The sequence below is a fragment of the Streptomyces sp. NPDC005485 genome (assembly GCF_040606085.1).
Lineage (GTDB): Bacteria > Actinomycetota > Actinomycetes > Streptomycetales > Streptomycetaceae > Streptomyces.
Window position 1 is genome coordinate 1 of sequence record NZ_JBEXDZ010000100.1, and the last position, 25,020, is coordinate 25,020.

Genomic DNA, 25,020 nt, shown 5'->3' on the forward strand with positions numbered 1-25,020 from the left:
GGCGCACGCTAGCGATAGCGAGGCATGTTCGCAGAAAGCGCCGCCAGGGACTCGAACCCCGGACCCGCTGATTAAGAGTCAGCTGCTCTAACCAACTGAGCTAGCGGCGCATGACTCTCGCCTTCCGCTTTCGCGGTCGGCGACAAAGGAAATACTACCTGGTCCGGAGGGGTGCTCCGGACCAGGTTCTAGATCGCCAGCGACAGCAGTACCGGCGCGGCCTCCCGGTTCAGGGTGTCCGCCGCTCGGCGCAGGCGGTGGGCGTGTTCCACCGGCAGGGACAGGGCGAGGCAGCCGACGGCGGAGCCGGCTGTGATCGGGACGGCCGCGCAGACCGTGCCGATCGCGTACTCCTGGAGATCGAGCACCGGCACGGTGGGCGGCTGGGCGTCGAGCCGGGACAGGAGCTGGCGCTCGTTGGTGATGGTGCGCGAGGTGAGGCGGGCCATCTTGTGCCGGGAGAGGTGATCGCGGCGGGCGTTGAGGTCGAGCTGGCCGAGCAGGCTCTTGCCGAGCGCGCTGGCGTGGGCGGCGGAGCGGAAGTCGACCCATTCGTGGACGGCCGGGGTCGCGGGTCCGGTGGCGCACTGGGTGATGTGCACCTCGCCGTCGATGTAGCGGCTGAGGTAGATGGCGGCGCCGACCGAGTCGCGCAGCCGGTCGATGGTCTGCTGGAGTTTGTCGCGCAGGGCCTGGTCGCGGCCGTGCGTCGAGGTCAGTCGCTTGAGTGCGGTGCCGCTGACGTACGCACCGTCGGTGATCTGCTCGACGTAACCCTCTCGCCGCAGCATCCGCAGGAGCGTGGTCAGCCGCTCCGTGCCGAGGCCGGTGTGGCGGGCGAGCTCGATGTCGGTGATGCCGGTTGAGTGCCGCGCCACCGTTTCCAGGACGCGCAGGGCATCCTGGGCCGAGTGGTAGGGCGCGGTCGGCTCGTGCTTGAGCGCCACGGTTCCCCCTGCGCTATGTGGCCGGGCTTTACAGATACATGCAGCCGGACAGCTGGGCTTCGTCCACGATAACCGCCAAGACGGTTGCTGTGAGGGGTTGTTGGCGAGAAAGATGGCGCGTTCCGGCTCTCTCAGCAGGAACGCGCCACCATGGCATATGCCAGCGTCATGACCCAGTGCTTCGGGCCGTCATCGCGCTGTCGTCAGGTCAGCACCGCGCTCAGGAACTCACGGGTCCGGTCGTGCTCCGGTTCGCCGAAGATCTTCTCCGGCGGACCGGATTCGATGACATGGCCGGCGTCGAACATCAGGACCTGGTCCGAGATGTCCCGGGCGAAGCCCATCTCGTGCGTCACGCAGAGCATGGTGATGTCGGTGGTGCGGGCGATGTCACGGAGTACGTCGAGGACGCCCGCGACCAGCTCCGGGTCGAGTGCCGACGTCACCTCGTCCAGGAGCAGCACCTGCGGCCGCATCGCCAGCGCCCGCGCTATCGCGACCCGCTGCTGCTGCCCGCCGGACAGCTGGGTCGGATAGGCATCGCACTTGTCCGCGAGCCCCACGAGGTCGAGCAGCTCGCGGGCCCGCTGCTCGGCCTCGTCCTTGGACAGGCCGAGGACGGTGACCGGCGCCTCGGTGATGTTGCGCAGCACCTTCATGTTCGGGAACAGGTTGAACTGCTGGAAGACCATCCCGATCTTCTTGCGGACCTCCCGGATCTGCTTCTCCGGGGCGGGGAAGAGCTGGTCCCCGGCGACCGTGATCGTTCCCTCCTCGGGCTTGGCCAGCGTCATCAGCAGCCGCAGGATCGTCGTCTTCCCGGAGCCGGAGGGGCCGATCAGGGTGACGTGCTTACCGGACTCGACGGAGAAGTCGAGCCCGTCGAGGACGGTGTTGCCCCCGAAGCGCTTGGTGACCTTGTCGAAGCGGATCAGCTCGCTGCCGTCCACCTTCGGGTTGGCAAGGTCCTTCACGGGATTGGTGTCAGCGGACAAGACGTCGCTCCAGGGCTCGCATGAGGAGGGAAGCCGGATAGGCGATGAGGATGAAGGCCACGCCGATGACGGTGAGCGGTTCCGTGAACTGGAAGTGCTGCTGCGAGTACAGCCGTGCCTCGCCGAGCATGTCCAGGACGGTGATCACCATGAGCAGGGGCGTGTCCTTGAGCATCGAGATGACGTAGTTGCCGAGCGCGGGCACCACCCGGCGGATCGCCTGCGGGAGGATCACCGCCGTCCAGGTGCGCCGCAGCGGCAGGTTGAGCGCCGTGGCCGCTTCCCACTGGCCGGCGGGCACGCCCTCGATACCGGCCCGGTAGACCTGCATCGTGTACGTCGAGTAGTGCAGCCCGATCGCGACGACCCCGGTGGTCAGCGCGGAGAACGTGAAGTTCCACTCGGGCAGCACGTAGAAGAGGAAGAACAGCTGCACCAGCAGGGGCGTGTTCCGGATGAACTCCGTGACCACCCCGACCGGCCAGCGCACCCAGCGCGTGGGCACCCGCATCAGCAGCGCCCACACCAGCCCGAGGGCGAAGGAAATCACCGAGCCGAGGGCCAGCGCCTGCAGGGTGACCAGCAGTCCGTCCCAGAAGTGCGGCATGAAATCGCCGACCGCGCTCCAGTCCCACTTCATCGGACACCTCCTACTCCGGTGCCGCCGCCGGCGGAGGCGTCCGCCATCTCACGGCGCAGCGCGAGCTTGGACCGGTCGCCCTCCGGCTGCTTGCCGACCCCGGCCTTCAGCCGTTTCTCCAGACCGCGCATGACCCGGGTGAGCAGGAAGGCGATCACGAAGTAGATCAGCAGGACGTACGTGTAGATCTCCGCGCTCTGCTGCAACGCGAGCCGCACCAGGTTGGCGCTGAACGCCAGATCGCCCATGCCCATGACGGAGACCAGGGCGGTGCCCTTGAGCAGCTCGATCAGCAGGTTCGAGAAGGAGGGGATCATCTCCGGCACCGCCTGCGGCAACAGGACCAGCCGCATCCGCTGCCAGGGCGTGAAGCTGAGCGCGATACCGCCCTCGCGCTGGGCGGGGTCGACGGCGTTCAGCGCGCCGCGCACCACTTCGGAGCCGTACGCCCCGTAGGTGAGGCCGAGTGCGAGGGTCCCCGCCCACATCGGGACGAGCTGCCAGCCGAAGGCCGGGGGCAGCACGAAGTACACCCAGAAGATCATGATCAGCGCGGAGGTGCCGCGGAACACCTCGGTGTAGAAGCCCGCGAGGAAGCGGACGATCCACAGCCGCGAGGTGCGCGCGATCCCCACCGCGAAGGAGACGGCACCGGCCAGCAGCGCGCTGAAGATCAGCAGCTGGACGGTGACCCAGATCCCCTTCAGTACGAGTTCCCAGAGTCCCGAGGTCATCCGCCGCACAGCTCCTTCGCGGTCAGATCGGTCATCTCCGCCTTGGTGAAGCCGAAGGGCCGGAGAATGCGGAACAGCTCGCCGCTCTTCTTCAGCTTCCGCAGCTCCACGTTGAAGGCGTCCCGCAGCGTCGTCTCGGTCGGCCGGAACGCGAACGCGCCCCCGTCGACGTGCTTCTTCCCGTCGACGAGCGGCGCGAAGGCCGCGGTCGACTCGGTCTTGGAGGACTTCTTGACGACCGCACGGGTGGTCAGCGCCGTACCGGCGAAGACGTCGACGCGTCCGGCCTCCACGGCGTTCAGCCCGGCCACCTGGTCCGGGACGATCAGGATGTCGCTCTCCTTGTACCCGGCATCGACCGCGTACTGGATTTCCGCGTATCCCGTCCCGGTGGCGAACTTCGCCTTCTTCTCCACGACGTCGCGGTAGTTGTGCAGGCCCTTCGGGTTGCCCTTGCGGACGATGAAGGCGTCCAGCATCTGGTAGTCCGGATCGGCGAATATGACCTGCTTGCAGCGGTCCGCATTGACGTACATACCGGCGGCCACGACGTCGAACTGCTGTGAATTGAGCCCAGGAATGAGCGAGCCGAACTCGGTCGGCACGGGCTGGACCTTGTCCACCCCGAGCCGTTTGAAGACAGCCCTCGCGAGTTCCGGCGCCTCACCGGTCAGTTCGCCGTTCTTGTCGATGTACCCGAAGGGGATCTCGCCCGCGATACCGAGCCGTACGACACCCTGTGCCTTCAGCCGGTCGAGCAGATCACCGCCCTCCACGCCGGACGCCGAGGCCACCCGGCTGCAGCCGGCCGCCCCCAGCGCGCCGAGCGCCGCCACCCCCGCGAGCAGCGACCGGCGGGTGGTTCCGGGTTTCTCTGTGCGATTGCCATGTGGTGGAGCCATGGGCGCGCGGCTACCCGGGACCATCCGAGTTATGCAGACCGGTTTCAGCCCCGGCTGAACCGGGGGCGCTCTTGACCGGCGCGGGACCATGGAACGCATGGCTGATCGCTACATCGAAGTCTCGCTGGTCAAGCGGGGAATCCACTGCACGGCGAAGCTGCTCGACGACCGGGCGCCGATCACCTGCGCCGCGGTCTGGAATGCCCTGCCGCTCGGCAGCGACGTCTACCACGCGAAGTACGCACGCAATGAGATCTACGCCCTTTTCCCGCCTTTCGTGAAATCGGAGCCACCGCTGGAAAATCCGACAGTTACCCCGATCCCGGGAGATCTCTGTTATTTCTCCTTCGCGGGTGCCGAGCTGGGGACGAAGGCGTACGGCTACGACGCCGAGGTGCGCCCCGGCACCACCGTCGTCGACCTCGCGCTCTTCTACGAACGCAACAACCTGCTGCTCAACGGCGACGTGGGCTGGGTGCCGGGGATCGTCTGGGGCCAGGTGGTCGACGGCCTCGACGCGATGGCCGAGGCCTGCAACGACCTGTGGCGGTCGGGAGCGCTGGGGGAGACGCTCAGCTTCCGGCGGGCGTAGGCGCGGGAGGGACCGTCCCCGTTCCGGCGGCTCCCGCTTCGAAGAGCGCGTGCGCCGCGCGCAGCACGAGGTCGTCGCGGTGCCGGGCGGCCACGATCTGCAGCCCCACCGGCAGCCCGTCCCCGTCCACCCCGACCGGCACGGTCGCCGCGGGCTGCTGGGTCATGTTGAAGGGGTACGTGAACGGTGTCCAGCCCGTCCAGCGCCGGTGGCCGGAGCCCGCCGGGACCTCCGCACCCGCCTCGAACGCGGTGAGTGGCAGCGTCGGAGTGACCAGCAGGTCGTGCGAGGAGTGGAAGCGGCCCATCCGCCGCCCCAGCTCCATGCGGACGTCCACCGCCGCGAGGTAGTCCAGCGCGCTGAACCGGGCGCCGAGGCCGCAGATCTCCCGCAGGCCCGGATCGAGCAACTCCCGCTGGTGCGGCCCGAGACGCTGGGTCACACGGGCCGCCCCGCTGAACCAGAGCACATGGAACGCCTCGACCGGATCGGTGAAGTCGGGGTCGACCTCCGTGACGTGCGCGCCGAGCCCCGCGAGCCGCTCCACCGCCCGCCGCACCGCCGCCGCGACGGCCGGGCGAACCGCGACCTGCCCGCCGAGCGAGGGCGAGTACGCGACCCGCAGCCCCCGCACCCCGCCGTCCAGCGCGTCCGTGAACGACCCGCCGACCGGCCCGAGCCCCGACCAGTCGCGCGCGTCGGCCCCGCTGATCACGTCCAGCATCAGTGCCGCGTCGGCCGCGTCCCGCGTCATCGGGCCCACGTGCGAGAGGGTCCCGAACGCGCTCGCCGGATACAGCGGCACCCTCCCGTACGTCGGCTTCAGCGCGAAGATCCCGCAGAAGGCGGCCGGGATGCGCACACTGCCGCCGCCGTCGGTGCCCAGGGAAAGCGGGCCCGCGCCCAGTGCCACCGCCGCGGCGCTGCCACCGCTGGAGCCGCCCGCCGTGCGTGTGACGTCGTACGGATTGCGGGTCACGCCCGACCGCGGTGAGTCCGTGACGCCCTTCCAGCCGAACTCGGGTGTCGTCGTCTTGCCCAGGAAGACGGCGCCGTGCTCGCGCAGCCGGGCCACGGACGGGGCGTCCTCGTCCCAACTGCCTTTCGGATCAATGGTTTCGGAGCCGCGCAGGGTCGGGGCGCCGCGCAGCAGCAGGATGTCCTTCACCGTGACGGGGACCCCGTCCAGCAGGCCCGCCGGCTCGCCGCGCCGCCAGCGGTCCGCCGACTCGGCCGCCCCCGCGAGGGCTTCGTCCGCGAACAGCCGCACGAAGGCGTTCACGGCGGGCTGGACCTCCTGCGCCCGCCGCAGGGCCGCGCGGGTCGCGTCCACGGGGCTGAATTCGCCCTTGCGGTAGCCGTCGACCAGTTGTACCGCGGTGAGCTCGGTGAGTTCCGTCATCCGCCCTCCAGCCATGGGGAGTTCGCTGCGACTTCGGTGTTCTGGCGCGTGCTTCAATGCCCGGGTACGTACCCGCGCTGCTTGTCGACCACGTTCGGCAGCGGCAGGCCCGCCGCCCAGCGCTCGTACAACTCCACGAACTGCGTGCCGAGTTCATCGCGCCAGCCGACCGTGTCCCCGCTCATGTGCGGCGACACGATCAGCCCCGGCACGTCCCACAACGGGCTCTCGGGGCCCAGCGGTTCACGGTCGAAGACATCCAGGGCCGCCCCCGCGATCCACCGCTTCGACAGCGCCTCCACGAGTGCGTCCTGCACGACGAGCTGCCCGCGTCCGACGTTGACGAAGCGCGCCGAGGGCTGCATCATCCCGAAGCGCCGCGCGTCGAACATGCCGTACGTGTCCGGTGTGAGCGGTGCCGCGGACACCACCCAGTCGGCGCGGGCCATCAGCCGGTCGAGGTCGGCCGGACCGTGGATACCGGTGCGCGGGGTGCGCCCGACCAGGGCGGTCGTGATCCCCAGGGCCTTCAGGTTCTTCTGGATCGCCCGCCCGATCGGCCCCGAGCCCACCACGCAGGCGCGCGTGCCCGAGACCCGCTGCGACTCGCGGTGGCGCCACACGTGGCTGCGCTGCAGCTCCCATGTGCTGGGCAGATCCTTGGCCATCGCGAGGACCAGGGCGGCGACGTACTCGGCGATCGGCTGGTCGAAGATGCCGCGCGCGTTGGTCACCACCGTGTCGGACGCCGCCAGTTCGGGGCACATCAGATGGTCCACGCCCGCGCTCGCCGTGTGCACCCAGCGCGGCCGCGGTCCCTCGCCCGGCCAGGCCCGGCGCACGGCGTGCGAGGCGAAGTCCCACACGAGCAGCACGTCGGCGCCCGGCAGCCGCGCGGCCAGCGTCGACTCGTCGGCGTGCTCGATCGTTACTCGCCCGGTGAGCCGGCCCAGGCGGGGCGGCGGCTCGGCGTCCAGGACGAGCAGGGTCGTGTCGGACATGTCCGGGAAACTGTTTCGCAATGCGGGTCCGCTTTTCTGGGTTCTCCGGGCTTGTTCACCGGAGGGTGTTCTCCGGGGGTGAAGGCGGCGCTCCTTCGTGCGCGAAGGTGGTCGGAACCGTCTGAGATGCGCGGATTGACCACGCTCGCACCCGAACCTACCTTCGTCAACACGGGCCCGCATCGGGTCCGTTGCTCACCCGTTTCCCGTCGTGAGGCCGGTGGCTGACATGGACGTCTCCTTTCTCGGCGGACCGGCCGCGCAACGCGCTGTCGGAGTCGTCGCCCCTTTCGACTTCGCCCTCGACCGCGAACTGTGGCGCTGGACCCCGGACGACGTGTCGCTGCACCTCACGCGCACCCCGTTCGTGCCCGTCGAGGTCAGTCTCGACCTGGCCCGGCTGGTCTCCGAGCACGAGACGCTGGGGGACGCGGTGCGCGCGCTGACCGCCGTCGGGCCCGAGGTCGTCGCGTACGCGTGCACCTCGGGCAGTTTCGTCGGCGGGGTCGCGGGCGAGCGGGCGATGTGCGAGGCCATGACCCGGGCCGGCGCCGTCCCCTCGGTCACCACCTCCGGGGCGCTGCTCGAAGCGCTGGACGAGCTGGGCGCCCGCCGGATCGCGCTGGTCACGCCGTACACGGTCTCGGTCACCCAGTCCCTGGAGGAGTACCTCGCCGAGGCGGGCGTCACCGTCACCGGCCGCACCTCGCTGGGCCTGACCCGGCACATCTGGAAGGTCCCCTACCGCGATGTGGTCGACATGGCACGCCAGGCGGTGTCCGAGGTCCCCGGTCCGGCGGACGCCCTCTTCATCAGCTGCACCAACCTTCCGACGTACGACGTGATCCCCCAGCTGGAGGCGGAACTGCGCATCCCGGTTCTCTCGGCCAACCAGGTGACGATGTGGGCCGCCTTGCGCCATCTGGGTACCCGAGCCGTGGGGCCGTATCAGCGGCTCGTCGATCGGGCCGCCCGGCAGGGGCCCGTACTGCCGGAAGAACAGGAAGGTTGGGCATGACCGCACTCGGATTCCTCTACCCCGGACACTCGGGCGAGGACGACTACCCGCGCATGGAGCAGCTGCTGGGCAGCGACATCCGGCTGGCCGTGGTGCACACGGACATCGGCGAGGACGCCCACCGCGTGGACGCGCTGCTGGAGATGGGAGCGGAGGACCGGCTCGCCGCGGGCGTCGAGGAACTGCGGCTCTCCGGCGCCGAGGCAGTGGTGTGGGCGTGCACCAGCGGCAGCTTCGTCCACGGCTGGAACGGCGCCCACGACCAGGTCCGCGCGCTCGCCCGCAGGGCGGGTCTGCCCGCCTCCTCCACGTCCTTCGCCTTCGCCCACGCGGTACGGGAGATCGGCGCGCGGCGTGTCGCGGTCGGCGCGACCTATCCGGAGGACGTGGCCGCGCTCTTCGCCACGTTTCTGAAGGACGCCGGTACGGAGGTGGTGGCCGTGCGCGGGGCCGGGATCGTGACGGCGGCGGAGGTCGGCACGTGGGGCGAGGCCGAGGTGCTCGCCCTCGCCCGGGAAGCCGACCGGCCCGACGCGGACGTGGTCCTCCTCCCCGACACCGCCCTCCACACCGCCTCCCACCTCCCCCTCCTCGAATCCACCCTCGGCAAACCCGTCCTCACCGCCAACCAGGTGACGGTCTGGGAAGCCCTCCGCCTGACCGACCGCCGCGTGAACGCCCCGGAACTGGGGTCACTCTTCACGAAGGAGCCGCTCGTGCAGGTGTGAGGGGGGACGCGCTCGTCCTCGAACGCCGGACGGGCTGTATCCAGCCCCTCCGACGTTCGAGGAGCGGGGGTTCGGGGGCGGAGGGGGCGAAAGAAGGCCGGGAATAACCGGGGACAGTCCCCTGTTAGTACGCCGCGGACAGCGCGACGTACACCATCAGGAGGAACCCCCGTGGCGGCAGTGGACGAAACGGACGACATCCGAGGCACGGCCCAGGGCACCGCCCCGGTACCCCTCTCCGTACTGGACCTCGTCACGGTGGGCGCAGGCCGCACCGCGACCGACGCCCTCGCCACCAGCGTGAAGATCTCCCGCCTCGCGGAATCCCGCGGCTTCCACCGCTACTGGGTGGCCGAACACCACTCCATGCCGGGCGTGGCGTCCTCGTCGCCCGCCGTGATCCTCGCCCACCTGGCCGCCCACACCACCCGCATCCGGCTCGGCTCGGGCGGCGTCATGCTCCCCAACCACGCCCCGCTGGTCATCGCGGAACAGTTCGGCACGCTGGAGGCCATGGCCCCGGGCCGGGTGGACCTCGGCCTCGGCCGGGCCCCCGGCACGGACGGCGCCACGGCCGCGGCCCTCCGCCGCACGGAACGCCTCAACGAAGGCGCGGACGACTTCCCCGAGCAGCTCGCGGAACTGACCCGCTTCCTGGACGACGACTTCCCCTCCGGCCACCCCTACGCCCGCATCCACGCGGTCCCCGGCCCGATCCAGTCCACGTCGCCCGGTGGCGTCCAGTCCCCGCACCGCCCCCCGATCTGGCTCCTCGGCTCCTCCGGTTTCAGCGCCCGTCTGGCCGGCATGCTCGGTCTCCCGTTCGCCTTCGCGCACCACTTCTCGGCGCAGAACACCATCCCGGCGCTGGACCTCTACCGCGAGTCCTTCCGCCCCTCGGCCGTGCTCGCCGCTCCCTACGCCCTGATCGGCGTCTCCGCCCTCGCCACGGACGACGAGAAGGAGGCCCGCCGCCAGGTGCTGGCCGCCGCCCTCAACATGGTCCGCCTGCGCACCGGCCGCCCGGGTCTGGTCCCCACCCCGGAGGAGGCGGAGGCGTACGAATTCAGCCCGATGGAGCGGGAGTTCGTCGACTCCTGGAACACCAATGTCATCCACGGCACCCCCGACGAGGTCCGCTCGGGCCTCGACGACCTGCAAAAGCGCACCGGAGCCGACGAGTTGATGATCACGGGCAACGCCCACAGCGGCGACGTACGCCTGCGCTCCTACGAACTCATCGCGGACGCCTACGGGTTGCCCGGTCAGGCCTGACCGGGGGCCTCGGCCTGCAGTAGTGCGGAGATACGATCCGGCGCCACCGGTCGCGAGTACAGCCAGCCCTGGCCGGTGTCGCAGCCGATGCCGCGCAGCCGGGTGGCCTGGGAGGCGGTCTCCACGCATTCGGCGGTGACGGTCAGGCCCAGACGGTGGGCGAGCTGGATGAGGGCCTCGACGATGACCTCGTCCGCGGGGTTGGGATTGCCGGACGCACCGTCGTGCTTCCCGGTGGTCTCGTACTGGAAGCCGCGGACGAAGGAGCCGTCCAGCTTCAGGACCGACACCGGAAGGCGGCTGAGGTAGGCCAGGTTCGAGTAGCCGGTGCCGAAGTCGTCGATGGCGATGCCGACGCCCATGTCGCTGAGGGCCTGAAGGGCCTGCAGCGGTTGGCCCGCCGAGCCCATCACGGCCGACTCGGTGAGCTCCAACTGCAGGAGCCCCGGGGCGAGTCCGGTCTCCGCGAGGGTCTCCGCGACGTCCGCGACCAGGTCGGAGTCCCACACCTGGCGCACCGCCACGTTGACGCTCACGAAGATCGGCGCGGCGTCCGGATGGTCCAACTGCCAGCGGCGCGCCTGCCGGCAGGCGGTGGCCAGCACCCACCGGCCGAGCTGCACGATCGAGCCGTCCTCCTCGGCCAGTCCGATGAACCGATTCGGCGTGAGCATCCCGAACTGCGGGTGGTTCCAGCGCACCAGGGCCTCGACTCCGCGGACGCCACCGTCCGCCATGCCCACCAACGGCTGGTACTCCAGCGTGAATTCACCGCGGTCGATCGCCGCGCGGAGTGTGGAGGCCAGGGCCTGGCGGGTCATGCGGTGGGCGTTGCGCTCCGGGTCGAAGAGGGTCCAGCGGCCCTTGCCGTCGGCCTTCGCCCAGTACAGCGTCGTGTCCGCGGCCTGCATCAGGCCCGTCGCGGTGGTCCCGGCGGCTCGGCGCTCGACGACTCCGATCGACGCGGACAGGGAGAGCCGCTGCCCCGAGAGGTCGAAGGGGACCTGCAGGGACTTGAGGACGGACTCCGCGAGGTCCGCCAACTGGTCGGTGCCGGTGGAGTCCTCGACAAGGAGCGCGAACTCGTCCCCGCCGAGTCTGGCGACCAGCGGGGTGGCCGCTCTGGCGTATCCCGCCTCGTCGGCACAGCGCGTCAGGCGTTCGGCGACGGCCGCGAGCAGCCGGTCGCCGATGCGATGGCCGAGCGTGTCGTTGACCGCCTTGAACCCGTCCAGGTCCAGATAGCAGAGCCCGATCCGGCCGGTGCCGCCCTCCTCGTACGCCTCCGCCTCCAGCGCGGCCGAAAGTCGCTCGAAGAACAGCGTCCGGTTGGGTAGCCGGGTCACCGGATCGTGCATCTGCAAGTGCCGCAGCCGCGCCTGGAGTTCACGCCGGGCACTGATGTCGGCGACCGACAGCAGCACCCCCTGCTCCTCGGGGGGCAGCGGCGCGATCGTCACCTGCACCCAGAGCGAGTGCCCGTCGGGGTGCTTGAGGCGGCGTGTGCAGCGCAGCCTTGCCTGGCGGCCGCGCAGCACCTCGCGGTACGCGTGCCAGGTGCGGGCGTCCGTCGCCAGGTCGACCAGATCGGCGGCGATCCGCCCGGTGAGGCCGTCGGATCCGGTGCCGAGCAGTGAGCCCAGCGCCTCGTTCGCCGTGACGACCAGGCCCTCGCGGTCGACGAACGCCATTGCGAGAGGGGCCGCGGCGAACGCGGCCCGGAAGGTGCGGGGCGGCACCTCAGCAGGGTGCGCCGCATCCGTGGGCGGTGCTGCGCCCGTACCCGGTGACGTGCCCGTGAGGGGTGAGGTACCCGTCAGAGGCGTGGGGTCCATCAGGGGCGTTGCGTCCGTACGGGGCGTTGTACCCGTACGGGGTGGTGCGTCGCTACGAGGTGGTGTGTCGCAAGGAGATGCATCGATGTGACGCTCTGTGACGGCCGGCCGGACGAGGTCTGCCGCGGGCGCCGGCCCTTCGGACGTTCCGCTCACCGCTCGCTCCCGCAGTGCACTCGTTCTTCGTATGGGTCTCGTTGCGGCGGTCGGCCAGTGATGGACGGCCGCACAAGCCGTGTCCGTGCAGGAAAGTGTGCCGATCATAGAGGCTGGTCTCGGGGCCTTCCAGCCACTGTCCAGTGTCCCGGAACAACCACCCCTTCTGACAGATCGTTTCTGCCTGGATCTGGACCGGATCCTTCCCCCGCCGACCGCATGTGACGTTCCGTGAGTGTTCGGGGTGTCGGCCTCGGGTACCCCCTCACTCTTCTGGTGCAGATAAACAGGGCGAAGTATCACAATCCCGCCCAGGCTGGGTGCGGTATCCCGAAATCCGCATCCGGAGGTCGACGTGCCGCGTCCGCTCCCCCTGAAGGGGCTCACCCGTGAGGCCCTACGGGCCCTCGCCCGTGACGGGGCGCCCCGCTGGCGCAGTACCGCGGCGGTGTTCACCTCGATGACAGCACTGGCCGCGACCTCCCTCGTGACAGGCCCGGCGCTCGCCGAACCCCGAGCGGCCCCGTGCGCGCTGAAGCGGACCGAGGCCCACCACTCGGAGGGCCTCGACACCTGGAACGCCGCCTATCCGCGCCCCACCCGCGCTCTCGACGCGGTGATGGTCTTCCTGTCCTTCCCGGACTCCGAGCCGCGCACCACCCCCGCCGAGCTGACCGCCGATTACTTCCCGTCGACCAGCCGCTTCTTCGAACGCGCCTCCTACGGCAAGTTCACCCTGCGCCCGCACCCGCAGCGTGACTGGATCCGGATGCCGCACTCCTCCACGTCGTACGCCATACAGCGCGACTGGAACGCCGCCCGCCGCTCCGCGTACCTGCGCGACGCGCTCGCCGCGTCCGATCGGCAGGTCGACTTCTCGCGCTACGACATCGTCTACTTCGTCGCCGATCCGGACGCGCCGGGTGTCGACTCGGACGCGACGAAGGTCGTCAATCTCGACACCCCGCTGCGGGCCGACGGCAAGGACATCCGCCGGGTCGTCACGGTCTTCGAGAAGCATCCGCCGGACCGTCTCGTCCTCGCTCACGAGACGGGCCACGTCTTCGACCTCCCCGACCTCTATCACCGGCCCGTCGACGGCAAGGGCGACTGGGACACGTACGTCGGCGACTGGGATCTCATGGGCAGCCAGTTCGGGCTCGCCCCCGACCTCTTCGCCTGGCACAAGTGGAAGCTGGGCTGGCTGGAACCGCGCCAGGTGATGTGCGTGCGGGGCCCGCGCAGTACACGGCTGACTCTGGAGCCGCTCGGCGCGGGGCCGGCCGCGGCCGCGGTGGCGTCCGCCGGTGTGCCGCGGGCGGCGGGGTCGCCGCCGCTGGGCTCGGGGGCCCCGGCCTTCGGCTCCGGGCGCGGCACCAAGCTGGCGGTCGTGCCCACCGGTTCCGACAGCGCGCTCGCCTTCGAGGCGCGCGGCTCGGCGGGCAACGACGACTCGGCGTGCACACAGGGCGTCCTCGTCTACCGCGTCCGTGGCGGGGCCGCGTCCGGCGGTGGCCCCATCGAGGTCGTGGACGCCCACCCGCGCACCGAGGCCTGCTGGGAGGACTCGGTCTACCCGCCCCTCGCGGACGCCCCCGTGGCACTCGGCGAGAGCTTCACGGTGCCGGGCGAGAACGTCCGCGTCGAGGTGGAGGACCGGACGGCTTCGGGGGCCTGGACGGTGGAGATCACGCCGTCTGCGTAAGAACCGCGGTGGCGCGCCGTACCCCGCACGCGCCGGGTACGCAAGAAGCCCCTCGCTCTCGCGAGGGGCTTCTCACCGTCTGTGCGCCGCCAGGGACTCGAACCCCGGACCCGCTGATTAAGAGTCAGCTGCTCTAACCAACTGAGCTAGCGGCGCCTGCTGACGTCGTAGACCTTAGCATCCTGATCGGACTCAGGAAAAATCGATATCCGCACGGCGGCGGAGGCGGTGGCGCGCGCCGCCCGTACGGCCGCCCAGAGCAGGATTTCGGGGCCGGGGAGCCAGGGGTGGCGGGTGTCGGGGGCGACGAGCCAGCGGGAGTCGAGGCGGGCGGAGCCCAGGTCGGGGCCGGTGTCGCCCGGGTTCGGCGCGGGGACGGTCACGGCGTCGCCGGTGCCGTGGCAGAGCAGCGGCGGGACCGCGCTGCCGCGGCCGTGACCCCCGGTGTCGCGGGTGCCCCACTCCTCCCACTCCAGGAGCGAGGGGAGCCGCTGGGCGGTGCCGGAGGCGGCGAACAGCAGCATCCGGCCCCGGTACGCCGCGACCGGGCCCGAGCCCGGACCCTCGTCCCACAGGCGGTCGAGCATCCGTCGGCCGAACATCGCGGGGGCGCTGACGACGTCGAAGGCGGTACCGCAGGGCAGGACGACCGGAGCGCCGGGTCGGTCCTCCCAAAGGGCGAGCGTGCTGCGCGGATACGTTCCTGCCGAGGCGAGCCAGGCGGCGCCCTCCGAGGTGACACCGCAGACGTCGAACCGGTCGGGCAACGGGCGGCCGGGTCCGTGGGGGGAGCTGCTTGCCGGGTTCCGTGTGCTGCTCATGCCACCAACATTTACTGGTGGTGAGCACCCCGTTCCCGAGAGTTGCCGGAATCCGGGACAGGAGGGAGCGGGGAGGAGTATCTTGCCCGACTGGCATATGCCAAAAAGCCTTGCTGAGACTGCGGGTGCCACCTTCGCGAGGGCTCGCCGTCCGCGTTCGGCGGGGGCGTGTTCCGGTGTCGGGGCCCTCCGGCGGTGCCCCGCGCGTGCGCGTGCGCGTGGCGTGCGGGCGTACGACGTGGGTCGACGTTCGTGCGTCGGTGACCCGCACGGGCGCGTGCCGTGGGTCGGCGTTTCGTGCGTGCGGGTGCCGTGCGTGCGTATCTTGCGCGCCCGCGTCCTGTACGCCCGCTTCCCGTGCGCCCGCTTCTCGTGCGCCCGCTTCTCGTGCGGGCGTATCCCGCGGGTCGGCTTTCGTGCGTGCGTGCGTGCGTGCGCGTCCTGTGCGGGCGCATCCCGTGGGCGGGCGTTTCGTGGGTCGGTGTTCCGTGCGCCCGCTTCCCGTGCGGGCGCATCCCCTGGGTCGGCGTTCGCGTGTCCGCACCCCGTGCGCTGCCATCCCGCGCGGTTCCGCCGGGCGGGTCTCCGTGCCGGGTGCCGTCATCTCCGGCGTGTCGGCGCCTCAGACGTGGTCGCCCACCCCGTGTCCGTGTCCGCGCCCGTTGCCGTCGACGCCTCGCAGCAGGTCCCGGCCGAATTCGATCATCTTCTTCGCGTAGTCCTCGGTCCACTCGGCCCGCTCGGCGATGTCGGCCGGCTTCAGCCGGTCGAACCGCCGCGGGTCGGCGAGCTGCGCGGCGGCGATCGCCTGGAACTCGACGGCCCGGTCCGCCGCGGCGCGGAACGCCTGCGTCAGCTCCGTGGCCCGGGCCAGCAGGGCGCGAGGGTCGTCTATCGACTCCAGGTCGAAAAAGTGCTCCGGGTCGGAGGCCGCCTCCGCGGGCTCGAAGAGCAGGGGCGCGGGGCGTAGCCGCGGTTCGTTCCGACGCGGCGTGGGCTCCGCCATGTCTTCTCCTCCTCGTACGTAGTCAGGCCCTCTCCGCGGGCCACCGTCCATTGTCCCCCGCCCGCGCAAGTGGGCCCCGCGGCTCCCGATGGGGCGGGGGAGCGGCGGTCACGGGCGCCATGGCACCCGGTGTTCCGCCAGATGTGACAGCACCGCGTGGTTGGCCTCCCAGCCGTCCGGGAACTTCACGGTGACGCCCAGTTGCACGGGTTCCGTGGACGGGTGGTCGTCCAGGAGGGACGTGACCCCCTCGCGGCAGACCACGATGCAGGCGTGCCGGTGCCGGGAGGCGAGGACGCACAGGCGGCCCGTCTCCAGGTGGAAGGCGGTGGCGTCGGGGCGGCCCGAGAGCGGGTGGAGGATGACGGTCACGTCGAACTCCCGGCCCTGGAGCCGGTTGGCCGTGTCGACGGTGACGCCGGACACGCCGAGCTCTGTCAGGGCCGAGCGGACGGCGGCCGCCTGGTCCCGGTGCGCCGTGCCGACGGCGATCCGGTCGGCCGTCAGCGGCACCGGATCGGCCGACCGCTCCGACGTCGCCGCGCCGCCGCGGTCCAGCAGCCGCCGTACGACCTGCGCGAGGGCCCGTACCGCCTCGGGGTCCGTACGAGGTGTGTGCCGGGCCGGGAGCTCCAGCAGGCCCCAACCCGCCTGCGCCGCCTCGTCGATGACCCGGTCGGCTCCCGAACCGTCCGACGCGACGGCGAAGTCCAGACGACGGTCGCCGTGGCCCGTGCCGCTGCGGAAGGGCGTGTACGGGTAGAACGCGTCCGAGACCAGCGGCGCGGCCGAGGCGGGCAGCCGCCAGGACACCGGCAGCCGGTGCTGCGGGAGTTCGGGGTTGTGGGCCAGCAGCGTGGTCACGGCGGACGCCGACGGGTCGTACGACAGACCCGCCCACTGCTCCGCGCCCACGATCGCGAACGGGTCCAACTGCCCCGGGTCGCCCACGAACAGCGCCCGCTCGAAGAGCCCCGCCACGGCGAGCAGTGCGTCCGATCGCATCTGGTACGCCTCGTCGACGATCGCGTGCCGCCACGGCTCGACGCCCTTGACGTGCGCCCACTTGGCGGCCGTCGAGATCACGACGTCCAGCCCCGCCAGATCGGCCGCCTTGGCCGACTTGCGTACGTTCGGCAGGTCGTCGAGCGCCTTGTCGTACGGGTCGGGATCGCTGCTGTGCAGCCGGCCCACCGGCAGCTCGGCATCCTTCTCGGCGAGCCGCAGCACCAGATCGTCGACCTGGGCGTTGGTCTGCGCGATCACCATCAACGGCCGCCCCGCGGACGCGAGTTCGAGGGCCGCGCGCACGACGAGCGTCGACTTCCCGGCGCCGGGCGGCGAGTCGACCACGACACCGCGGGCCGTGCCGTGCAGGGTGTCGCGCAGGATCGCGTCGGTGGCCCGGGCGGCCTCGGCACCCGGGTCGAAGACGCTGGTTCCCACGGCGGAGCCGGTCACAGTACGTCCTCCTCGGTCACCGGGTCCGGCTGCGGTACGGCGTCGGGCTCGCCCGGCGGCCCGCCGTGCGTCCACGGTGTCTCCTCCGGGTCGGGCAGCTTCGCCCCGCCGCGCTGCTCGTGCTCGAAGAGCGTGAAGCAGAGGAGGTCGCCCTTCTCGGGCACGGACCCGGCCTCGGGTTCCTTGCCGCGGCCCATCTTGTCGACGATGCGCAGCACGACGGCACCCGCCCCGTCATCACCTTCGCCCCGGTCGCCGTACTGCTCGTATCCGACGAACTCGGCGGCCTGTGGCTTGCCGCCCAGCGAGCGGTGGACCTTCGCGCGCTCCCCGAGGTGCGGGCGGTCGTCCGTGCGTACGGTGACCAGCGGGCGAGGGCTGGGCCGCTTGCCCTCGCTGTACGTCATGACCACGTCCGTGACCTCGCCCGCGAACGCCTCCCCGGCGAGCCGCCGGCCGGCCATGACCAGCGGGTCGTCGAGGGCCTCCTGGGCTTCCACCCGGGCCTGCTCGCGCTCGCGCGTGGCGAGCTTGTTCGCCGCGGTGACCGCGTCGTCGCGGCGCGGCTGCGGCGGCTCCCCGGCGGTGATCCGGTCGCGGTGGCCGGTGAACGACCAGCGGTCGCGGGTCCACCGGTCGGTCGCGTGCGCGCCCTCGGGCAGGGCCCGCACCAGGTCCAGGCCGCGCCACACGGCGTCCCAGGTGGGCCGGGTGACGCTCTCGACGAGGGCGCGGATGTCCCGCTCGGCGCTGGTGAGTTCACCGAGGCGGTCGTCCGCCTCGATGCCGTCCTCGGCGGCCGCGAGGGCGGTCCGCGCGCGGTCGTAGCGGTCGATGGCGGGTGCGAGGAGCTTGTTGTCGAAGGCCGGGTCGGTGGCGGGCCCGGCGGGCGGGCACACCAGCTGCCCCCGGGCGTCCCGCGCCAGCTCCGCCCTGAGCGCCGCCTGCGCGCCCGACTCGCCCTCGGGCGGGTCGATCCAGGCGAGCAGCGCCCCGAGGTGCTGGTCCTCCAGGCTGGACTGGCCGGTCGCCCAGTGCCGGGACAGGACGTCGGTCAGGGCGAGCAGCAGCGCGGACCCGGGCACCCGCGCCCGCTCCCCGAAGTGTGTGAGCCAGCGCCCGAGCAGCGGCACCCGGGGCGGCGCCGGATGGGGTGCCTCCGGGTCCTGCTCGGCGGTGCGCCGGAAGCGCATGGAGCGCCCCAGGAGCCGTACGAGATCGATGCCCGCCCGGCCCGGGACGATCAACTGCGGGGCGTCCGCGCACAGTTCGACCTCGACCTTGACGCGCTTGCCGGTCTCCGGGTCGGTCTCGCTGCGCTCGGCGGCCTCTACCCGGTCCGCGTAGGAGTCGACGTACGGCAGGACCACGTCAGCGAGTTCGGCCAGGAACGCGAACCTCAGGTCGCGGTCCCTGGGCTGCGGGACGACCAGCAGCCGGGGCGCGTCGCGGTCCGTCCCGACGAGCGCCCCGAGCGGGGCCCCGGCCTCTCCGGCGGTGGTCAGCGGCACGAGGACGAGCGGCCGCTCGGACAGATGCCGGTGCCGCACAGTGGCGACGGGCCGGGCCCGCCCGCTCTCGACGGCCTCCAGCCGGGCGAGCGTGGTGATCAGCGACACCGGGTGACCTCCTGGCCCATGGGCGCCGGGAGCCCGTCCTGAACCTCGCGGGCCTCACGGTCCCGCAGGGCCTCCGCCCGCAGCTCCGCCGCTCTGCGCAGTGCCGCGACCGCCGGGTCGGAGGGGTCCCCGGCCTCTCCGTGGGCCGCCGCCAGGACGTCCCCGACCGTGGTCAGGCCGCCCAGCTCGGCGCGCAGCGAGCGGCCCAGGGAGGTCACCGCGCCGTCGGCGCGGGAACGCTCGCGGCAGTGGAAGGCCAGCTCGCAGGCGGCCAGGCACTCGGGGGCGTACGTCGCCGGGACCGACTCGACCGCGGCCGTCAGCTCGGCGGCCGGGAGGTCGGGGGCGAAGCACGTACCGGCCGGGAGGGCGTCGGCGATGTCCTCGACGCGGGTCAGGCGGGCGAGCTGGCGGCGGGTCACCGAGCGCTGCTTGCGGATGTCGACGGCGGACGCGGTCGGCAGGTTGGAGAAGTCCTTGGGACAGACCAGCAGGATGCGGTGGCGCACCACGGGCACGGGGGCACCACCCTGGGCGCTCCGCCCCTGAGGCGCTTCAGCCTCAGCCTCAGGCTCAGCCGATGCCGATGCCGGGGTTGGTGTCGCCGGCGTCGCGCCGAGGCGGCCGGCGACCTCCTCCAGCGCCAGTACGTACACCGCGGACTGGCGGGCGGCCGCGCCCACCTTGGCCGGGTCCGCCGAGCCGTCCAGCATCGGGAAGGACTTGATCTCCACGACCGTCCAGCTGCCGTCGGGGTGCACGACCACCGCGTCCGGCTCCAGGAACGCGGGGGAGCCCGCGACGTCCAGGGCGAGCATGGGGTGGTCGAGCAGGGTCCAGCCGCCGACCGCGGTGGCCTCGCGCAGGGCGAGCGCCGTACGGGCCGCACGTCCCTCGGGGCCTACGGCGGTGAGGTCGGGGACGGCTCCGGAGACGGGTGGCTCGGCGCCGGGGTCCAGCCGTTCGTGCACGAGCCGCAGCAGCTCCGCGCCTCCGTCGGCCTTCACTCTGGCCTCGAACGCGTTGCCCCGCATGAAGGCGAACTGGGACTGCCCGAACCCGGAAGGCGAGCCGAGGGCGCCCGCGAGCACCGTCTTGTCCACGCCCGCGCCGTCGAGGAGGGCGCGGCGGTCGCAGCCTGGGTTCGCGGCGAGCGCGGCGAGGGCCCGCGCGTCCAGTGCCTTGGGCGGGACGGAGGGCCCTCGCAGCTCAGCGAGCCGGTGCCGCAGCGCCGTCCCCCGCGTCCGCGGGAGAGGCACCCGGCTCGGCTCCCGAACCGCTTCGGGACTCGCGCTGTCGGGGGAATCGCTCACCCGGGGAAGTCTGGCATCCACCACTGACAATTGAGGAACCTGCGCCGCGCGAGGCGTCCGGGACCGGAGTGAACCAGCCGCCCAGCCGCCCCCGTACGAGGTCCGCGCCCCGCATCACGAACGGCGTCAGCAGCAGACCGATCCCCATCACCGCGGCGCCCGCCACGGCGTCGAGGAAGTAGTGGTTGGCCGTGCCCATCACGACGATCGTGGTGAACAGCGGATACACGACACCCGCGACCTTGGCGGCGGGTGTACGGCCGTGGCGCCACAGCATCACTCCGCACCACAGCGCCCAGCCCACGTGCAGGCTCGGCATCGCCGCGTACTGGTTGGTCATGCCGCCCATGCCGCGCGGCGCGCTCGCCTCGCCGCCCCACCAGCCGTAGTCGCTGTACTGGGCCATCGTGTCCACGAAGCCGTGCCCCGTGGAGAGCAGCCGGGGCGGGCAGGTCGGCAGCAGAGTGAAGCCGATCAGGCCGATGAACGTGGAGGTCATCAGCCAGGTGCGGGCAGCTCTGTAGCGCACGGCGCGGGAGCGGAAGAGCCAGATCAGGATCGCGGGCGTGACCAGGTAGTGCAGCGACGCGTACCAGAAGTCGGCGGGTACGCCGAGCCAGGCCTCGCGGGTGAACAGCCGGTTCAGCGGGTGCTCGGCGTTGAGGTACAGGGCCTTCTCGATGCGCAGGATCGACAGACCGTGGTCGACGGCGCTCGTCTCATTGCCGCGGGCAAGCAGACGGCCCGCCGAGTACGAGGCGTAGACCAGCAGGATCAGCGGCAGCTCGGTCCACCACCGGAGCCGGGCACGCGGTGGCGCCTCAGTGCGCGCTGTATCGGTCTGCGGCATCCGATCGCCTCCCCATCTGTCTGTTGTCAGGCGGCCCGGAGCCCGCTGCTGTCATTTTACGGCGTAGGAGAATGCCCTCGTGGGGGGCCCTCGGTCGTCAAAGACGCTGAGATCGCCCCATGGGTTGCCCCGTGCAAGCGTGCGCGATGATGGAGGGATCCGCCGCTGATTTCTCCCGGAAGGGCCCTCTCCATGGCACCGCGCATCCTGCTGGCCCGGCACGGACAGACGGAATGGTCCCTGCTCGGGAAGCACACCGGCAGGACGGACATCCCGCTCCTCGAAGAGGGCCGACGCGGCGCCAAACTACTGGGTGAACGCCTGCACCGCGCTCCCTTCGACGGACTCGCCGGAGTCGAGGTGCTCACCAGCCCCCTGGCACGCGCGCGTGAGACGTGCGAGCTCGCCGGGTTCGGCGAGCGGGCGGCCACCTGGGACGCTCTCATGGAGTGGGACTACGGCGCCTACGAGAGCATGACCCCGGACGAGATCCAGGCGATCCGCCCGGGCTGGTTGATCTGGCGCGACGGCGTGCCCGACGGCGAGAGCCTGGAGCAGCTCTGCGCGCGCGCGGACGAGGTCGTCGACCGGGCCCGGTCCGAGGACCGTGACGTGCTGGTCTTCGCCCACGGCCACATCCTGCGCGCCATCGGCGCCCGCTGGCTGGGCCTCCCCGTGGACTTCGCCGCCCGCATCCGCCTCAACCCCACCTCTCTGTCGGTTCTCGGCTGGGCCTATGGCGATCCTGCAGTGGAGACGTGGAACGACATCGGTCACCTGCAGGCCTAGCGACACCCCCGGGACGTGCCCTCAAGCAGTGCGCGGCAGTGAAGCGTGCCGTTCCAGGAACGCCGACACCCCCGAGGCCCTGCGGTGCGGGAGCAGCACGCGCGCGGTGCCTGCCAGCATCGTCTGGATGCGGGAGGACTGGACCTCGTCGAGGAGGTCCAGGACGCGCAGGCCCGCCGTGGCGGCCTCGTCGGGGCGGCCGCCACGCGCGAGGTCGTCGGCGAGTTCGGCGGTGTAGAGGGCGATGTTGCGGGTGAAGTGCGGGTCCTGGAGGTCCGCGGCACGGCGGGCGTGCCGGGCCGCGCGGGGCCAGTCGCCCAGCGTCGACCAGCACTGGGCCTCCAGCCCCTCCAGTTCGGCCTCTCCGTAGAACGTCATCCACTCGGGGTCGGTGTCCGAGGGGCCGCGTTCGTAGAGGGCCTGGGCGCGGGCGAGTGCCTGCTCGACGCCCGCGCGGTCGGCGAGCCCCGCCCAGCCGCCGGCCTCGCGCAGCGCGAGCAGCGACATCAGGCGAGGGGAGCCCACGCCGCGTGCCGCCCGCTGCGCCGCCTGTGCCGCGCGCACCGCCTCGCGCGGGCGCCCCGCGTCGCGTGCGAGGAAAGCCGTGTTGCAGAAGGCGTGTGCTTCCAGGCCCGGGTCGCCGGACATCCGGGCGGTCGCGAGGGCCTCCGCGTAGTGCGAGCGCGCGTCGTCGAAGCGGCCGGAGTCGTGCGCCAGCCACCCCACGGAGATGGCCAGTTCGCCCGCCCCGGTGTACAGCCGGTCGGCGGTCGTCTGCCGGGTGGCCCCCGCGTCGAGCAGTTCGTACGCCGTCCGCAGGGGAGCCGAGGCCCGCCGGTAGAGGCCGTCGGCGCCGTGCCGGTCGTCGAGCAGCCTGATCTTGCGTACGGCCTCTTCGAGGGCGCCCGCCTCGGACACGCCCGCCCGCCGGCCGGGCCGGGGCACGGCATGGGCGACACTGCCGTGGGCGACCCCGAAGGGGCCGAGCGAGGCGGCCGCCACGGTGGCGGTGCCTCCGGTCATGAATGCGCGACGCTGCACGTCGCTCTCCTCGTCGTCCTGGTGCGTGTCGTACGGGTCCTGCGTGTCATACGTCTCGTGCGCCCCCTCCGTCTCAGGTGAGGCGTGCATCGGGCTCGTGGTGTGCGAGGGGAGCGCCTCGTCCGTTTCGCGCGCCCCCCGGCCGCGCACCGACGAGCGGGGTGCGAACCCCAGGTCGGCGAGCGTGCGGCCGGGGAACAGGTGCAGGAACACCCGCTCGTACGCGTAGTTGGGACAGCGGATCTCCCCCGCCTCGACCCGCCCCACGTAGCGCGCGTCGCAGCTGACCCGCTCGCCGATCTCGCGCGCCGCCCGCCGTACCAGCGCGGCGAACTCGGCCGGCGAGCGCTGTCCGCGCAGCCGCCGGAAGGCGAGATTCGGCCGCGCGGGCCGGGGGGACTGGGACGAGGTCACCGTTGACGACGTCATGGCCGGGCCCTCTCTCGCGAACCGTCGAACCATGCCGGATGCAAGGTGAGTTGCTGCCGTCAACGCCCTGTGATGCCTTGCGCTGCACTGCTGTTGCCCTGCTTCCGGCGGGGCAAGAACGTACCTGCTGTGACGACACCATCACGCTGGGTTTGGCTACAAACCGGATATCTCATCCTGGATCTGCCATGAACTGCCATTCTTTACGGCGGAGTTTCGCCGTAGCCGTTGACGCTCTGGCGCGTTGAACCCGATGGACCGGGAGCCACCCGAACTCCCGAGCCGCTCGCGCAGGAGGAGGGGTTCCGTGGTGGAGGCCGGGATGGAGAGCAGGCAGAGCACCGATCCTTGTACGTCGCTTTCGATCGCACCTTGTACGGCGTTGACGACGGCACAGCACTGGCCGACCGCGGAGTGCGGCGCCGCACCGCAGTCGGCCTCGGAGTGCGACCTGGTGACCGTTCCGGCGCGGCAGGGGCTGGAGGCGGTCGACATCCTGCGCCGCGGCGCGGGCGACTCGGTCGGCCCCGTCCTCCACGACGACAGCTGCGACACGCTCGGCTTCCTGGTGCCGCCGGGCACCGCCGACGCCTGGGACGTGCCCGGCAGCACCTGTACGCAGACCAACGGGCGCGGCATCAGTCTCGCGAGCCTTGCCCCCGAGCCCCCGGTCGAGGGCTCGGACTGGCTGCTGCCGCCGGGCGACGCAGACCTGGCGACCGACCCGGCCGTTCTGCGTGCGGCCCTCGGCGAGGCGGCCCGCCTCATCGAGGCCGCCGACAACTGCCGCTGAGCCCGCGACGGGCGGCCGCCGAGCCCGCGGCGGCCGCCGCGTCCACCTGCTCTCGCCGCCCTGCTCGTACCCCCTGATAATGGCGGGATGGCAAGGGCGAGGAACGCGAAGCGGGCGCAGGCGGCGGAGGCCGTCGTCGAGGCGGTCGACGGAGGGCTCGCCGAGCTCATACCCGACCGGGACCGGGCACGCGCCTGGACCCTGCTGATCGACGGCGCCCCGCAGTCGCACGTGGACCTCGACGACCCCGCGTACCTCTCCTTCGAGTACCAGCGCCGCCTCGGCCATGTCATCGACCTCGTCGCCCCGCCCGGCCGGCCCGTGCACGTCCTGCACCTCGGCGGCGGCGCCCTCACCCTCGCGCGCTACACCGCCGCGACCCGCCCCCGCTCCACGCAGCAGGTCGTCGAGCGCGACGCTGCCCTCGTCCAACTCGTCCGCCGCGAGCTGCCGTTGGACCCGAACGCCCGCATCCGGGTGCGCTCCATGGACGCCCGCGAGGGCCTCGCGAAAGTGCCGGACGGCTGGGCGGACCTGGTGATCGCGGACGTGTTCAGCGGGGCCCGGACACCCGCGCACCTCACCTCGACGGAGTTCCTCGACGACGTCCGCAGAGCCGTCGGACCCGGCGGTCTCTACGCCGCCAACCTCGCCGACGGGCCGCCGCTGGCACACCTGCGCGGCCAGGTCGCCACGGTTGCGAGCGTCTTCCCCGAACTGGCCCTGATCGCCGACCCGACGGTGCTGCGCGGTAAGCGCTTCGGCAACGCGGTCCTCGTCGGCTCCGACCGGCCGCTGCCGCTGGCCGAGCTGACCCGCCGCGCGGCCTCCGACCCGCACCCCGGGCGCGTCGAGCACGGCAAGGCGCTCGCCGACTTCACGGGCGGGGCGACACCGGTGACGGACGCCGCGGCCGTGGCGTCACCGGCGCCGCCGCCGTCGGTGTTCCGCTGAACCGGATCCGCGCA

The 25,020-nt window shown here is 71.9% G+C and carries 23 protein-coding genes and 2 tRNA genes; 8 read left to right on the forward strand and 17 right to left on the reverse strand.

Annotated elements, in window-relative coordinates:
- Positions 1-36 precede the first annotated feature (36 nt).
- From ABZS97_RS28515 to ehuB, 6 genes are all read right to left on the reverse strand, one after another.
- Positions 37-110, reverse strand: a tRNA-Lys gene (locus ABZS97_RS28515).
- A gap of 78 nt (positions 111-188) precedes the next feature.
- Positions 189-947 (reverse strand): IclR family transcriptional regulator C-terminal domain-containing protein, encoded by a 759-nt coding sequence (locus ABZS97_RS28520; RefSeq protein WP_356142014.1) that lies wholly within the window; start codon positions 945-947, stop codon positions 189-191.
- 203 nt (positions 948-1,150) lie between these two features.
- Complete coding sequence (ehuA, locus tag ABZS97_RS28525; protein ID WP_356142018.1) at positions 1,151-1,942, reverse strand: ectoine/hydroxyectoine ABC transporter ATP-binding protein EhuA; 792 nt, start codon at positions 1,940-1,942, stop codon at positions 1,151-1,153.
- The gene (gene ehuD / locus ABZS97_RS28530) at positions 1,932-2,582 is read right to left on the reverse strand and encodes an ectoine/hydroxyectoine ABC transporter permease subunit EhuD (RefSeq protein ID WP_356142020.1); all 651 of its coding nucleotides are present in this window, start codon (positions 2,580-2,582) and stop codon (positions 1,932-1,934) included. Before ehuD ends, ehuA begins: the two co-directional genes overlap by 11 nt.
- Complete coding sequence (gene ehuC, locus ABZS97_RS28535) at positions 2,579-3,316, reverse strand: ectoine/hydroxyectoine ABC transporter permease subunit EhuC (RefSeq protein WP_356142022.1); 738 nt, start codon at positions 3,314-3,316, stop codon at positions 2,579-2,581. Before ehuC ends, ehuD begins: the two co-directional genes overlap by 4 nt.
- The gene (ehuB, locus tag ABZS97_RS28540) at positions 3,313-4,218 is read right to left on the reverse strand and encodes an ectoine/hydroxyectoine ABC transporter substrate-binding protein EhuB (protein ID WP_356142025.1); all 906 of its coding nucleotides are present in this window, start codon (positions 4,216-4,218) and stop codon (positions 3,313-3,315) included. Before ehuB ends, ehuC begins: the two co-directional genes overlap by 4 nt.
- 97 nt (positions 4,219-4,315) lie before the next feature.
- Between ehuB and ABZS97_RS28545 the strand changes: the two genes are divergently transcribed.
- Entirely contained in the window at positions 4,316-4,810 is a 495-nt protein-coding gene (locus tag ABZS97_RS28545) for a DUF3830 family protein (protein ID WP_356142027.1), read from the forward strand.
- Here the strand turns inward: ABZS97_RS28545 and ABZS97_RS28550 are convergent.
- Positions 4,791-6,212, reverse strand: coding sequence for an amidase (locus tag ABZS97_RS28550; protein WP_356142029.1), 1,422 nt, complete (start codon positions 6,210-6,212; stop codon positions 4,791-4,793). The two genes, ABZS97_RS28545 and ABZS97_RS28550, sit on opposite strands and share 20 nt — an antisense overlap.
- Before the next feature lie 53 nt (positions 6,213-6,265).
- Positions 6,266-7,213: a D-2-hydroxyacid dehydrogenase gene (locus ABZS97_RS28555; RefSeq protein ID WP_356142031.1), complete on the reverse strand. Its 948-nt coding sequence runs from the start codon at positions 7,211-7,213 to the stop codon at positions 6,266-6,268.
- 229 nt (positions 7,214-7,442) lie between these two features.
- Between ABZS97_RS28555 and ABZS97_RS28560 the strand changes: the two genes are divergently transcribed.
- From ABZS97_RS28560 to ABZS97_RS28570, 3 genes are all read left to right on the forward strand, one after another.
- On the forward strand, positions 7,443-8,231 hold the full coding sequence (locus tag ABZS97_RS28560) for an aspartate/glutamate racemase family protein (protein ID WP_356142033.1): 789 nt from the start codon (positions 7,443-7,445) through the stop codon (positions 8,229-8,231).
- Complete coding sequence (locus ABZS97_RS28565; protein WP_356142035.1) at positions 8,228-8,959, forward strand: decarboxylase; 732 nt, start codon at positions 8,228-8,230, stop codon at positions 8,957-8,959. The genes ABZS97_RS28560 and ABZS97_RS28565 overlap by 4 nt, the downstream gene beginning before the upstream one ends.
- A gap of 180 nt (positions 8,960-9,139) precedes the next feature.
- Positions 9,140-10,234: an LLM class flavin-dependent oxidoreductase gene (locus ABZS97_RS28570; protein ID WP_356142075.1), complete on the forward strand. Its 1,095-nt coding sequence runs from the start codon at positions 9,140-9,142 to the stop codon at positions 10,232-10,234.
- Here ABZS97_RS28570 and ABZS97_RS28575 read toward each other — a convergent pair.
- Positions 10,225-12,225 carry an EAL domain-containing protein gene (locus tag ABZS97_RS28575; RefSeq protein WP_356142037.1) on the reverse strand — a complete coding sequence of 667 codons (2,001 nt, stop codon included), beginning with the start codon at positions 12,223-12,225 and terminating at the stop codon, positions 10,225-10,227. The genes ABZS97_RS28570 and ABZS97_RS28575 overlap by 10 nt on opposite strands.
- 355 nt (positions 12,226-12,580) lie before the next feature.
- On the opposite strand from ABZS97_RS28575, the gene ABZS97_RS28580 reads away from it, so the two are divergent.
- On the forward strand, positions 12,581-13,930 hold the full coding sequence (locus ABZS97_RS28580) for a M6 family metalloprotease domain-containing protein (RefSeq protein WP_356142039.1): 1,350 nt from the start codon (positions 12,581-12,583) through the stop codon (positions 13,928-13,930).
- Positions 13,931-14,012: 82 nt separating this feature from the next.
- Here the strand turns inward: ABZS97_RS28580 and ABZS97_RS28585 are convergent.
- The 7 genes from ABZS97_RS28585 to ABZS97_RS28615 all read right to left on the reverse strand — a co-directional run bounded on the left by ABZS97_RS28585 (position 14,013) and on the right by ABZS97_RS28615 (position 21,000).
- Positions 14,013-14,086, reverse strand: a tRNA-Lys gene (locus tag ABZS97_RS28585).
- Positions 14,077-14,751, reverse strand: coding sequence for a bifunctional DNA primase/polymerase (locus tag ABZS97_RS28590; RefSeq protein ID WP_356142041.1), 675 nt, complete (start codon positions 14,749-14,751; stop codon positions 14,077-14,079). Before ABZS97_RS28590 ends, ABZS97_RS28585 begins: the two co-directional genes overlap by 10 nt.
- A 622-nt stretch (positions 14,752-15,373) precedes the next feature.
- Entirely contained in the window at positions 15,374-15,757 is a 384-nt protein-coding gene (locus ABZS97_RS28595; RefSeq protein WP_356142043.1) for a hypothetical protein, read from the reverse strand.
- A gap of 108 nt (positions 15,758-15,865) precedes the next feature.
- Entirely contained in the window at positions 15,866-17,218 is a 1,353-nt protein-coding gene (locus tag ABZS97_RS28600; protein ID WP_356142045.1) for an AAA domain-containing protein, read from the reverse strand.
- Entirely contained in the window at positions 17,215-18,837 is a 1,623-nt protein-coding gene (locus ABZS97_RS28605; protein WP_356142047.1) for a hypothetical protein, read from the reverse strand. Before ABZS97_RS28605 ends, ABZS97_RS28600 begins: the two co-directional genes overlap by 4 nt.
- Positions 18,828-20,096, reverse strand: coding sequence for a hypothetical protein (locus ABZS97_RS28610; RefSeq protein WP_356142049.1), 1,269 nt, complete (start codon positions 20,094-20,096; stop codon positions 18,828-18,830). Before ABZS97_RS28610 ends, ABZS97_RS28605 begins: the two co-directional genes overlap by 10 nt.
- Positions 20,047-21,000: a phosphatase PAP2 family protein gene (locus tag ABZS97_RS28615; RefSeq protein ID WP_356142051.1), complete on the reverse strand. Its 954-nt coding sequence runs from the start codon at positions 20,998-21,000 to the stop codon at positions 20,047-20,049. The genes ABZS97_RS28610 and ABZS97_RS28615 overlap by 50 nt, the downstream gene beginning before the upstream one ends.
- 192 nt (positions 21,001-21,192) lie before the next feature.
- On the opposite strand from ABZS97_RS28615, the gene ABZS97_RS28620 reads away from it, so the two are divergent.
- Complete coding sequence (locus tag ABZS97_RS28620; protein ID WP_356142053.1) at positions 21,193-21,789, forward strand: histidine phosphatase family protein; 597 nt, start codon at positions 21,193-21,195, stop codon at positions 21,787-21,789.
- A 21-nt stretch (positions 21,790-21,810) separates the two neighbouring features.
- On the opposite strand, the gene ABZS97_RS28625 is transcribed toward ABZS97_RS28620, so the two are convergent.
- Positions 21,811-23,259 carry a hypothetical protein gene (locus ABZS97_RS28625; RefSeq protein ID WP_356142055.1) on the reverse strand — a complete coding sequence of 483 codons (1,449 nt, stop codon included), beginning with the start codon at positions 23,257-23,259 and terminating at the stop codon, positions 21,811-21,813.
- 322 nt (positions 23,260-23,581) lie between these two features.
- Here ABZS97_RS28625 and ABZS97_RS28630 point away from each other — a divergent pair, with 322 nt between their 5' ends.
- Positions 23,582-24,052: a hypothetical protein gene (locus ABZS97_RS28630; protein ID WP_356142077.1), complete on the forward strand. Its 471-nt coding sequence runs from the start codon at positions 23,582-23,584 to the stop codon at positions 24,050-24,052.
- 87 nt (positions 24,053-24,139) lie between these two features.
- Positions 24,140-25,006 (forward strand): fused MFS/spermidine synthase, encoded by an 867-nt coding sequence (locus ABZS97_RS28635; RefSeq protein WP_356142057.1) that lies wholly within the window; start codon positions 24,140-24,142, stop codon positions 25,004-25,006.
- Positions 25,007-25,020 lie beyond the last annotated feature (14 nt).